This is a genomic window from Pontibacter sp. LHS2 (genome assembly GCF_058932845.1).
Genome location: NZ_JBZYWG010000003.1, coordinates 398,556 through 411,053, shown reverse-complemented (window position 1 = coordinate 411,053; position 12,498 = coordinate 398,556). Strand labels below are relative to the sequence as shown.

Sequence of the window (12,498 nt, the reverse complement as noted above, 5' to 3'; positions counted from 1 at the left end):
AGATTGTGGAATAGCCAATTAATTTTTATTGTACCGGAGCAGAAGCACGTAGCTGTTCGGGGCATTCAACTCTTGATGGGTAATCTTATTATCTTGCATCCAGTCATTTATTATTAAAATTGAATCTATGAAATTCGGAACAAAAGCTATACATGCCGGTGTGGAGCCGGACCCCACGACAGGCGCTATCATGACGCCCATCTACCAGACCTCTACCTATGTGCAGAAGTCACCGGGCGACCACAAGGGCTATGAATACGCACGCACGCACAACCCAACGCGCACTGCCCTGCAAAATGCTCTGGCAGAGTTGGAGAACGGTAAGCACGGCCTTTGCTTCGCTTCAGGTATGGCAGCGATCGATGCTATTATCAAAATGCTGAAGCCGGGTGACGAGGTGATCTCTACCAATGACCTGTACGGCGGCAGCTACCGGATCTTCACGAAGATTTTCGCAAACTACGGCATCAGGTTCCACTTCACTGACATGAGTGATCTGGGTAAGGTAGAGGCGCTGGTGAACGAGAATACCCGCATGATCTGGATAGAGACGCCCACCAATCCGCTGCTTAACATCATCGATATCACAGGCTGCGCTGCCATTGCCAAAAAGCACAACCTGCTGCTGGTAGCTGATAACACATTCGCTACGCCGTTTCTTCAGACGCCCCTTGACTTGGGGGCTGACATAGTCATGCACTCGCTTACCAAGTATATGGCGGGTCACTCTGACGTCGTAATGGGTGCCGTGATCGTGAAAGATGATGAGCTGCGCGAAAAGCTAGCCTTTATTCAGAATGCCTGCGGAGGCATACCTGGCCCGCAGGACTGTTTCCTGGTATTGCGTGGTCTCAAAACACTGCATGTGCGCATGGAGCGTCATTGCGAAAACGGCCGTGCCGTAGCACAGTACCTGAAAAATCATCCGAAGGTAGAAAAAGTCTTGTGGCCAGGCCTGCCGGATCATCCGGGTCATCATGTCGCCAAAGAGCAAATGAGATCCTACGGCGGTATGGTTTCATTTGCGCTGAAAGGTGACCGAATGGAAGATGCGATCGCAACCATGGAGCGATTTAAGTACTTCTCGCTAGCCGAATCACTGGGTGGTGTAGAGTCACTTTGCGGTCACCCGGCCTCTATGACGCACGCCAGTATACCTGCCGCCGAACGGTTGAAAGTTGGTCTGAGCGATTCATTGATTCGCCTGAGTGTAGGTATAGAAGACATCGAAGACCTGCTGGCTGATCTGGAGCAGGCCATCGGGTAACGATCTAACAATTGATAGGTATAGCCGGTCCGCTCATAAGTGGGGCGGCTATACCTATAAAGCATAGGTATAGATGGAAGAGCATAACATCTTGTTCCGTGAGAAACAGCGGTTTAAGCAGTTCTGGCTATGGTCACTCATCTTAGGTATAGCCGCCGTGTTTTGGGCTGGTTTTATTTACCAGGTAGTGCTGGGCGGCGCTTTCGGTAACAGACCGGTTACGGATATTCAATTAAGTTTGATGCTGGCACTCATCGGCTTCGGCCTTCCTTTCTTTTTCTATTGGATGAGCTTGACTACGGAGGTAAAGCCAGGAATGCTGCAGGTGCGCTTTCGGCCTTTTCACCTCAAACCAGTGCTTATACCTTTGCATACCGTGCGTGATTTCGAGAAGGTAATATATAATCCAATCAGTGAGTACGGTGGTTGGGGAATACGCTGGGGAGTTAAAGGAAAGGCCTACAGCACATCAGGCAGGGAAGGAGTGCTACTGCGTTTCTATAATAAGCAGCCGCTTCTGATCGGCTCTCAGCGGGCCAAAGAGTTGTTCCATGCCATAGAGCAAGCCAAAGCACTGGGCAAAGGTATAGCGGACTAAATCAGCAGGTAAAGAAAAGGCCGCTGTTCGATAGGAGCAGCGGCCTTTTCTATTTATGAGTTATAGTGATTACTTCATCGACTGGATGCCCAGTATCTTGTATATCTCAGTGAAGTCAGGTGTCAGAATGATCTCTGTACGACGATTCTTTGCTTTGGCAGTAGCGGAACGGCCTGTGTCAACTGGCTGGAAGTAAGCACGTCCGGCTGGTGTGATGCGGTCTGGTGACAAGCCACGCTGAGCCATTAAACGGGTGATCTCGGTGGCACGCAGTACGCTCAAGTCCCAGTTGTCAGCGATGTCCTTTGTACCTGGTCGTACCTCCACGTCATCGGTGTGGCCTTCTACCATCACACCTACACTCTGGTTTTTCTTCAGCACATCTACCAATTGATCGAGGGCCTGCTTACCGGTGTTGTTCACTTTAGTGCTGCCTGTCGCAAAAAGCAGTTTGTCAGACATAGACACGTATACCTTGCCGTCGCGGATGTTTACGCTCAGGTCACCCTGGTTGAAACCAGAAAGTGCACCGTTCACTTCATTGCGCAAATCATCCAGCACTTTCTTCTGGTCGTTCATGGCACGCTCCAGTTCAGCCAGTTTCTGCTCACGCTCTCGCAGGGTGCTGCTCAACTCTTTTTCCTTGTCGCGGCTAGCGGCTTGTTCGCGCTCGAGTGCCTCTTTGCTGGCTTTCAGCTCATCATACTTTTTAGAGGAAACGCAGGAAGACATCAGGGCGCCGCATAGCAGCAGTGATAAAGTTGCTTTTGTGAAATTAGATTTCATGTGTGTGTGATTGTTAATTGATTGTGTTGTTTGTGATTGGTTTTTACTGGCAACTATGGAACAAAACGAACAATGATGCTTCTAAGTATAATTCGATTTCATTTCCGTGCTCGACAGCTTCAATTCCAGAGCAAATATTATGCTAAAACTATATATTGTATGCCGTTTGAGTAAAAAAAATATTTTAGAGGGTAGAATACTATGGATCATATAAGGGACTGTGGTCGGTCTCAAAAATGGGATGAGTCGGTGAGTTGGTTGATGTATTGAAAGAGAATGATACAAAAAGAGAGGCAGTTAGAATTCTAACTGCCTCTCTTTTTTATAGATTGAATTTCTTATTCTTCGTCTCTTCTTACCCATTCCAGTGCTTTGTCGCGGTCAGTGGGTTCGAAGTATTTTACTTTGGCCGTAGTGAAGGGATTAGCCATCACGGTGAGCCAATCCAACCACTTTCGATTTCCGATCAGCGCCACTTTTTTGAAATCGGCTGCATGCCGGAAGTCAAACTTCAGGTCCTCCCACAACGCCTGCAACGAAATATCCTCAGCATCCTGAAGCTCTGCATACACCCGTATCTTGCCGTATTGCTTGATCTTCTCCTCCAATATGGGGAGCATCACCTCGTAGTCATAGCGGTCTATGCTTCCTGCCAGGCGGATCGCAACTAACTCATCTCGCGACTCTTCAAGTAACTGTAGCATTGGAATCAGGTTTGTCGTCATAAATACGTAACGACAGTGCCGGCGTTCCAGTATAGCATTCACTTTTTGCTATACTTATACCTGTTATTGTACTGTATCTGACCTACTGAACAGCCAGTGTACGGAGCTGTCGGAGCAATACATCGCGGGTTGTGCTTGTGCTGCCGTCAGCAAAACGGATGCTATATGGTGTGCCCGATGATGATTGCGAAGCCAGTTCCGTTATAAATCCTTCGGCCGTTTTCACTCTCGCGGCGTGTTTCTTCCACTTTGAGGAAAGATGCCCAGCGGCCTTTTCAGGTGAAAATTCACTGTTGTCGCGTATAAAAGTGGCCCCCTCGAGGGTTCGGATGTAGTCGATTAACTTCTGGACTTTCTGGTCCTCTGACATGGCGTCTGAGGCCTTGCTATATTCGTATGCATCTTGCGCTGCAGCTGGTTGCAACGCACTTTGAGATAATGTGATGGCAACTGCCATGAATAGTATTCTGAGCATGGTTTTTGTACTCCTTTATTTTAAAAAAAAATCGGAAATGATGCGGATATTTGCTCTCCGATAATGCACTTAATTTCAAGACTTAACGTTAGGTTCAGAAGCAAAAGTTATACCGCATCTGCCGCTGTAACGGCTATACGTATTTTATGAAGAAAATTTTCTCACTCTTTGCGCTGGCTCTTTTAATTGGTCAGCAAGCGTTCGCCCAACAAAATATCGAAACCAGGCTGGGCTATAGTTACAACGATAAATTTGAATTTTCGGACGAGTGGCAATACCTCTCAACCGATATTTACCTGTACAATGGCGGTCAATTTAACCGTGTGCTCAACGAGCTGGAGTCAGGTGTGAAGAAAAAGAGCAAGAAGAACTATGCTTATGAGTTGGAGTACCTTTTCATTACAGCACAGCTCAAAAACCTGAAGCTCTTCGGGAATGACCAGATCATATACCCGCTCTTCAATTTTCATATTAACACCGATAAGAAAGATTACCATACCCAGGTAAGCGACCACCTGGAGGTAGTGCGCATCATTGATAAAATGCCACTCACCTCGACTCAAAACAGCATTGACGCTGCTATTAACGCCAAAGCGGTAACGAATCAGGATGGTGATCAGGTGTTTAACCTGGTAGCCAGCCAACTGGTGAGCCTCTCGAACCTGACCAACCCATCCATGGCGGTGATGTCCCTGGTAGGCGAGTTCGGTAACCTGCTGAACGCTCGCGCCAAGAAGAAAGAGTATAAATTCAGCTCTACGATACGCCTGTATGAAGGGCAGGACTTTGATACACGCCTGCACTCGGTAAAGGTATATGTGTTCGTGCCTGGCAGTGTGAAAACAGTGACCTTGAAGCCGGCCAAACTCGGCGATTACCTCAGCAAAAACTCCACGAAGCTTGATCGCAAGCAGCTCGAAGACGCCATTGGGTATAAGGAGTATCCCTACATTGTGGTAGCCAACTACAAGTCGCTCTACAAAGTGGATGTGCTAACAGGAGATGAAGTGACCATGGATCTGATCGAGAAGCGCAAGCAGAAGATTCAGACGGCCTACGATACCAAGCTGATGAATGACGAGACCTATCGTCAGGAGAAGCTGTATGTAGAGTTTCTACGCATTTTCGCGGAGATGAAGCAGAACCTGAATGCCTATCGTCTTAACTACCGCAATAACTCTCCGGAGATCAATGCCAAAAACCTGTTCGGCATCATGCAGGAGTATAAGCGCATGAAAACTGCTTTTGAGGCACGTGAAAAGGAGTTTGACAAGAATTCTACCTATAAAAACATCTTTCGTTCGGAATACGAGTCTATTCTGGCCAACGCTGACTTATACCTGGATGCCGACCACAATCTGAAAAATGCGAAAGTGTTGGTGAACACGCTACAGGAACTGGAGAACAGCCCGAAGGCATGGGATACACCAGCCAAGCGGGAAGCCGCATTGGCCAGACTATCGTCTGTGGAGCTGCCGCGTGCCGATTACCTGTCAGCTTCAGTGGAAGGGGAGGCCATCGTGCGTCTGACCAAGAGGCTGGAGGACATGCAGTACCGCGAGGTATTTGAGAAGGAAGTGAAGAAGCTGGCTGAAGCGCAAGCATCTGACGAGACGCTCACGATACGGAACACGCTGCAGGACAAAGCTAACACGAGCAATTGCCTGAGCTGCCGTGATAAAGTGCGCGAAGCAGTGAACGACTATAACAAACGCTACGAAAACTCCAGGCTGAAAGAAGAGACCAAAGAGATGGGTAAGTTGCAGAGCGCCGCCGAGCAGCAGGTACTGCGTCACCTGCGCTGGCAGTTGTGCTTCGACAATAACCTGGAAGCTGTAGCCGTAGCGAGCTCTGACAAAGGCTTGGATCAGTATTACAATAAGCTGAGCGAAAAGAGCGGTTCATTTGCCGCTACGATCAAAGAATTGGACACCCTCGCCAAGAACGAACCTGCAAATCCTCGTCTGCAGCAGGTACAGGCTTATAACAAGCAACTAACCACCCTGATGAAGGAGGTGGAGCAGCACTATGCTATGCTCTGTGAGTTAGACAAAAAGCTCTGCGAGTGTCAGTAACCAACTGATAACATTCCCGCGATATTACGCGTTGGGAGTGTATGGTTGATTTTCTGGATACGCTTCTGGGTACAGATCCTGACTCACTCACATGGTGGCAGATGTCCATTCGGGCAGTTGTGGTTTTCATAGCCGCTCTGCTGATCATGCGAATTGGCAATAAACGCATTTTTGGTAAGCATACAGCGTTCGATATAGTGCTGGGTATCATCTATGGCTCTGTTCTGAGTCGTGCCATTACAGGGAACTCTCCCTTTTGGCCTACATTGGTCGCTGCCCTTACGCTTGTTCTGCTACACCGGTTTTTCGCGTTTCTAGCTTTTAACACTTCTGGTTTCTTTGGCCCCTTGATAAAAGGGAGTCCAGTGTGTTTGATCAAAGATGGGCAAGTAAAGGAAGACGAACTTAAGAAGCATAACCTGACCGAAAACGACTTGGAGGAAGCCTTGCGGGTAGGAGGTGTAACAGATGCAAAGGATGTGGCATACGGCTGCTTGGAGCGAAGTGGAGATATCAGCATAGTTAAAAAAGACTCATAAACACGAAAGCCTTTCCAGTCGTGGAAAGGCTTTCGTGTTTACATAATGTAAGTTGATGCTTAGGCCATCTGTGCGTCTAGCTTCTGAGCCAGTGCGCCCTTTGGAACAGCACCTACTTGCTTGTCAACTACCTGACCATTCTTGAAGATCAAGAGTGTAGGGATGCTGCGGATACCAAACTTAGCAGAAGTCTGTGGGTTGGCGTCTACGTCTACTTTACCGATCACGGCTTTGCCTTCGTACTCACCAGCCAGCTCTTCTACAATCGGGCCTACCATGCGGCACGGACCGCACCACTCTGCCCAAAAGTCTACCAATACTGGTTTATCTGAATTGATGATCTCATCAAAATTAGCGTCAGTAATTTCTAATGCTTTGTTAGCCATAACTTTAACGTTTTGTTGGTTAAATTCTGTGTTTTAAATATAGTAACATTTACTAGCTTCTCAAATTTGAGCCCAAACTTGGCTGGTCTGACAAGCTGTCCTGTTTCCGGGTTATCCCCGCTGCAAATTTAGAACTTATACATACGTCTTTTGCAAGTCGAGGGTATATTTATTTGTATAAACAAATGTTTCAGGATTTAGTTTCAGCAGGGTTGGGGCAGCTGATAGCAGTAGGGTTATTACAATCTAAACAGTAAGTCACTAAGCGAAAGATTACTTAGGACTATATCGTTGATTTTTTGAAAAAGGAATTAAGTGCCGTAAAATTTTTTAGCTAGTCGGCAGGCTGCTGCATCATGCGAAAAATGGATGTTACAACCTTCAGAATGGTATATCCAAGTATTAAGCAGCAATCTATAGCATGAAAATAGGATTAAAAATGTGGGTATAGGCAATCTGAAGGTATTCTGGATTTCGTAAGTGTGCTGAATTTCATGTACTTAAATATTTATCGCTATGAAGAAGATTTTTTCACTAAGCCTTTTGGCTGCGGCATTCCTAACCTTGACATCCTGTGACGACGACGATGATGTAACTATTGATGATCCCACCATGGCCCAGGCTTTTGTATCGAGTAATACAAGTGGTCTGGTCACGATGATGGATATCTCAGATATGGCAGGTATAACTGTGACTGAATTGCCTGTTAACTCTGCTGATGCTGATGGCATTTATTATTCAGGAGACCGGGATGAGCTTATGCAGGCTTCCAGAACGAATAATAGAATTGAAGCCTATAATAATGTTATGGGGGAGGGACAATCCATGAACCTATGGGCGAGCAGCTCGTCTGACTTTATGAATGCCCGCGGCCTTACCGTGAGCGGCAATCGAGTTGTAGTAGCGCAGGATGCCATGGATAATGACCCTATGAGCAAGAACCGCCTGCTGGTATACGAGCGCACAAGTTCAGGCTTTAATTTGATGAATACCTATGATGTGGATTTTAACCTTTGGGGTATCCGTGCCGATGGTGAAAACCTGTGGGCTATTGTAGATAACTCCAGCGATCTGGTTGTATTCAACAATTTCTTCTCCAATGCCGATGGTATGATCATGCCAACTAAACGCGTAACTGTAGAAGGTATAGTTAGAACACACGGCTTATGGTATTCCATGCGCGATAATGTGATGGTGCTGACCGATGTGGCTGATGCAGCCTCTGATACAGATGGAGCTATACACGTGATCAATAACTTCAGTTCGGTTTTCAACAGCACCAGCGATGGCGGCACTATTCCATTATCTAACCAGGTGCGCATTGCCGGGTCAAGCACGCTTTTGGGTAATCCTGTGGATGTAGCTTATGACGAAACCTCTAAAAGGATCTTTGTCGCGGAACGTGCGAACGGAGGTGGACAGGTATTGGTATACAACATGCCAACATCTAATGGAAACCCTGCCCCGGTTTATAGAGCCAATGTGGCAGGAGCTTCCTCTATATACATTCATGCTGAGTAAGCTATTGATTTATTTTAAAACAGAACGGGCTACCTGATTGGGTAGCCCGTTCTGTTTTAAGGTATATTTACTTTACAACAATTTACACTCACCCAATCCCAAGTCTTTCACCTGACCCAGAAACACCTTCGGGTCAATACGATACTTACGGGAGTAAGTCGGCAGCACCAGCTTTTCGTCCGGTACGTGCAGCGTGATCTCCAGTCGCTTCTGGCCCGGGCTGGTCGCGATGGCTTCTTCCAAAGCCTCGGCCAGATTCGGAGTCAGGAGTTGCAGGTTCACATTCACTTGCACGCCCTGCGCCATCTTATCCATCACGTCGCCCAAGAGTTGAATGTTGGTCGGCTTGAGCTCCCACTGATCCTCGGTGCGGTAGCGCAATTGTACCTTGCCCCGGATGAACAGGTATAGTCCCGTCTTCAGATATGGGGAGAACTTCACGTAGTCTTCCCCGAACAGCGCCATTTGCAGCGTGGTGTCGTAGTCTTCGATCGAGAACAAGGCAAAAGGATTACCGTTCTTGGCTGTCCTGATCACCACTTCCGACACCATACCGGCCACGTTGATATCTTTGTTTTTGTAGTTGGCAATGTCAGCCAGCGAAGAGGTGCAGTAGGAGTCAATTTCCATTTTGAACTGGTCGAGTGGGTGGCCCGAAATGTAGAAACCTACCACTTCTTTCTCGCGGCGCAGCATTTCGGCCTGCGTCCATACCTGTACCTCTGGGATCTTCGGTAGCGGCGAAGCCACGGCGGCACTGCCCCCAAATAGTGACTGTTGCGCTGCCTGTTGCTCTGCCTGGTAGTTGTTGCCGTAGCGAACCGCCTTCTCCAGCAAGCTGATGTTCTCGCCTTCCGGCACTTCCATCAGCTGGGCGCGGTGGTAGAGTCCCCACGAGTCGAACGCTCCCGCCAAGGCCATACTTTCAAAGGTCTTCTTGTTCACGGCACGCAGGTTAATGCGCTTTGCAAAGTCAAAAATATCCTGATACGGACCGTTCTTCTCTCTTTCAGAAATGATGGCGTCAACCGCAGCTTCACCGGTGCCTTTGATGGCAGCCAGACCGAAACGGATCTGCCCCTGTTCGTTCACGTTGAACTTGAGCAAAGATTCGTTCACGTCCGGACCCAACACGGCTACACCTTGCTTGCGGGCCTCCTCGATAAAGAACGTCACCTTCTTGATGTCGTTCATGTTGTTGGTGAGCACCGCCGCCATGTACTCGGCAGGGTAGTGGGCCTTGAGGTAACCAGTCTGGTAAGCTACCACTGAGTAAGCGGCAGAGTGAGAGCGGTTGAAGCCGTACTGGGCGAACTTCTCCATCACGTCGAACACCTCTGAAGCTTTCTTCGCCGGAATCTTGTGCATTTCCATAGCACCGGCAATAAACTTCTCACGCTCCTCAGCCATCTTCTTCATGTCCTTCTTACCCATCGCGCGGCGCAGCAAGTCGGCTCCACCGAGTGAGTAACCGGCCAGAATCTGGGCCGTCTGCATGATCTGCTCCTGGTATACCATGATCCCGTAAGAGTAATTCAGGATCGGCTCGAGCAGCTCGTGCGGGTATTCCACTTCCTCTTTGCCGTGCTTGCGGTTAATGAAGTTCGGGATGAACTGCATTGGGCCCGGACGGTAAAGGGCGTTCATGGCAATCAAATCTTCAATGTTGGTCGGCTGCAAGTCCTTGAGGTACATACGCATACCTTCCGACTCGAACTGGAACGTACCGATTGTGTCGCCGCGCTGGTACAGTTCGTAGGTCTTCTCGTCGTCTATCGGAATGTTGTCGATGTCGATTTCTACACCATGGTTCTTCTTGATCAGCTCCATGGCGTCTTTGATGATGGTCAGGGTTTTCAGACCCAGGAAGTCCATCTTCAGCATACCCGCACTCTCGATCACCTTACCATCGAACTGCGTCACGAGCAGGTCGGAGTCTTTGGAGGTCGAAACCGGTATGTAATTGGTAATGTCGTCCGGGGCGATGATCACACCCGCGGCGTGTATACCAGTGTTGCGCACCGAGCCTTCCAGCTTTTCAGCCAGCCTTAGCACGGCAGCACGTGCATCGTCGCCTTCGCGGATGGCGGCTAGCTCTAGGTTCTCCATAAAAGCCTTGGCCAATGTCGTGCCCGGAGTGTCGGGCACCATCTTGGCCAGTTCGTTTGCCTCGGCTAGCGGCAGGGAGGTCGAGCGGGCCACGTCTTTGATGGACGACTTAGCGGCCATCGTACCGAAGGTGATGATCTGGGCTACCTGCGTTTTGCCGTACTTGTCCACCACGTAGTCGATCACGCGCTGGCGGTTCACGTCATCAAAGTCAATATCAATATCGGGCATGGACACACGCTCCGGATTCAGGAATCGTTCGAAGAGGAGGTTATACTTGATCGGGTCGATGTTGGTGATACCAATACAGTAGGCCACCGCCGAACCGGCAGCCGATCCACGACCTGGCCCCACGAATACGCCCATGTCACGGCCACGGTTGATGAAGTCCTGCACGATGAGGAAGTAACCGGCAAAACCCATTGTCTTGATCACGTGCAGCTCGAAGTCGAGGCGCTCGGTCACTTCCGTCGTGATCTCAGAATAGCGTTTGGCAGCCCCCTCGTAAGTCAGGTGGCGCAGGAAATCGTCGGCGTCGGCGTGCTGCGGCGGTATAGGGAAGTTCGGCAACAGGATGTCACGCTTCAGAACGGGCGGCGTAATCTTGTCAACGATCTCGTTGGTATTGTCTACAGCCTCCGGTACATCCTGGAAGAGCTGGTTCATTTCAGCCTGCGTCTTAAAGTAGAACTGATCGTTCGGGAAACCAAAACGGGTCTTTGGACCGGCCTCGTCAATGCGCTGCAACATCTGGCGCACGCTCATTTGGTTACTATACTTGTTGCGCACATTCTCCACAGTATCATAAATCACCTTCTGATCGTCGCTCAGAAAACGATAATACTTGGTGGTAAAGTCGCCCACCGGCGTACTCTGATCTTCGCCTGTGTTCACACAAAGCAGGATGTCGTGCGCATTCCAGTCCTCCTGATCCACGTAGTGGGAGTCGTTGGTGCAAATCACTTTGCAATTATACTTCTTTGCCCACTTCAGTAGCACCTGGTTGATGTCCTCCTGACTCTTACCCGTGCCGTCGATGTTCATCAGGCCATGGCGCTGTATTTCGATGTAGTAGTCTTCACCGAACACATCGAGCCACCATTTGAATATCTCTTCTGCCTCTTCTTCGCTTTTCCACAAAATAGCCTGCGGCACCTCGGCACCAATGCAACAGCTGGTTGCGATCAGGCCTTTGCTATACTTGAGCAACAGTTCCTTGTCAATGCGCGGCCACTTGCTGTATACCCCCTCTATGTAGGAAAGCGAGCAAAGCTTTGCCAGATTCTGGTAGCCCTCCTGATCCTTGGCGAGCAAGAGCTGGTGATGGCGCACGTCTTTCTGTTCCTTGGTGAAGGTCTTCAGGTGACGATCGTTTACCAGGTAAAACTCGCAGCCCACGATCGGCTTCACATTATACTTGTTCGCCTCGTTCACAAAGTTGAAGGCGGCAAACATGTTTCCGTGATCCGTCATGGCAACGGCGGGCATGCCATCGGCCTGCGCCTTTTTCATGAGCGCGCTGATGCTGGCCTGACCGTCGAGCAGGGAGTATTGGGTATGGGTGTGTAAGTGCGAAAAAACAGGCAAGACTCTGGGAATTAAGAATTAGTAATTAAGAATAAGGAATGAATCTGTGCAAGGTTTAGCCTGTGCCGTGATCCATTTTCGGGATGTTAAAATTACGGAAAATTGGTCGGCTGCCCAAACCAAAAACAGCTCTGCAGCAAAACAAAAACGCGGCAGAAAAAGTCCCGCCGCGCTCTATTATATTCCCATTGTCTGTACCTCAAAATGTTAGCATAGTGCTTTTCCAAATTAGGCTTTGGAGGAAACTCACTGCTTGAGAGTAAGACTGTTTCATTCTCTCTTTTTGTCATGCTGTAAGGATCTTGGTAGCAAGTAGCATAGGCTTAACTCCATTCAACCAAGTTTCTTAACAGAATGACAGTAGATTTTGAGCTTGTTTTCCGAAAATGAAACGGTCCTACCCTCAAGGTGACAGTCTGCTAACAACTGT

At 48.8% G+C, this 12,498-nt stretch carries 10 protein-coding genes; 5 read left to right on the top strand and 5 right to left on the bottom strand.

Annotated features, from left to right (window positions below; all coding sequences use genetic code 11):
* The first annotated feature begins 127 nt into the window (after positions 1-127).
* The gene (locus AC5FX6_RS15050; protein ID WP_493597884.1) at positions 128-1,267 is read left to right on the top strand and encodes a cystathionine gamma-synthase; all 1,140 of its coding nucleotides are present in this window, start codon (positions 128-130) and stop codon (positions 1,265-1,267) included.
* Between the two features lie 73 nt (positions 1,268-1,340).
* Entirely contained in the window at positions 1,341-1,865 is a 525-nt protein-coding gene (locus tag AC5FX6_RS15045) for a DUF6141 family protein (protein WP_493597883.1), read from the top strand.
* A gap of 69 nt (positions 1,866-1,934) precedes the next feature.
* Here the strand turns inward: AC5FX6_RS15045 and AC5FX6_RS15040 are convergent, their stop codons facing one another.
* From AC5FX6_RS15040 to AC5FX6_RS15030, 3 genes are all read right to left on the bottom strand, one after another.
* Positions 1,935-2,651, bottom strand: coding sequence for an OmpA family protein (locus AC5FX6_RS15040; protein ID WP_493597882.1), 717 nt, complete (start codon positions 2,649-2,651; stop codon positions 1,935-1,937).
* Between the two features lie 338 nt (positions 2,652-2,989).
* Positions 2,990-3,355, bottom strand: a complete 366-nt coding sequence (locus tag AC5FX6_RS15035; RefSeq protein WP_493597881.1) for a SpoIIAA family protein — start codon at positions 3,353-3,355, stop codon at positions 2,990-2,992.
* A gap of 103 nt (positions 3,356-3,458) precedes the next feature.
* On the bottom strand, positions 3,459-3,851 hold the full coding sequence (locus AC5FX6_RS15030; RefSeq protein WP_493597880.1) for a DUF5329 family protein: 393 nt from the start codon (positions 3,849-3,851) through the stop codon (positions 3,459-3,461).
* A gap of 146 nt (positions 3,852-3,997) precedes the next feature.
* Between AC5FX6_RS15030 and AC5FX6_RS15025 the strand changes: the two genes are divergently transcribed.
* Positions 3,998-5,926, top strand: coding sequence for a hypothetical protein (locus AC5FX6_RS15025; RefSeq protein ID WP_493597879.1), 1,929 nt, complete (start codon positions 3,998-4,000; stop codon positions 5,924-5,926).
* A 41-nt stretch (positions 5,927-5,967) separates the two neighbouring features.
* Complete coding sequence (locus AC5FX6_RS15020; RefSeq protein ID WP_493597878.1) at positions 5,968-6,465, top strand: DUF421 domain-containing protein; 498 nt, start codon at positions 5,968-5,970, stop codon at positions 6,463-6,465.
* Between the two features lie 59 nt (positions 6,466-6,524).
* Here AC5FX6_RS15020 and trxA read toward each other — a convergent pair whose 3' ends face one another.
* On the bottom strand, positions 6,525-6,851 hold the full coding sequence (gene trxA / locus AC5FX6_RS15015; RefSeq protein WP_191184504.1) for a thioredoxin: 327 nt from the start codon (positions 6,849-6,851) through the stop codon (positions 6,525-6,527).
* Between the two features lie 516 nt (positions 6,852-7,367).
* Here trxA and AC5FX6_RS15010 point away from each other — a divergent pair.
* Positions 7,368-8,372 carry a hypothetical protein gene (locus tag AC5FX6_RS15010; protein ID WP_493597877.1) on the top strand — a complete coding sequence of 335 codons (1,005 nt, stop codon included), beginning with the start codon at positions 7,368-7,370 and terminating at the stop codon, positions 8,370-8,372.
* A gap of 72 nt (positions 8,373-8,444) precedes the next feature.
* On the opposite strand, the gene dnaE is transcribed toward AC5FX6_RS15010, so the two are convergent.
* Positions 8,445-12,068, bottom strand: coding sequence for a DNA polymerase III subunit alpha (dnaE, locus tag AC5FX6_RS15005; RefSeq protein ID WP_493597876.1), 3,624 nt, complete (start codon positions 12,066-12,068; stop codon positions 8,445-8,447).
* Positions 12,069-12,498 lie beyond the last annotated feature (430 nt).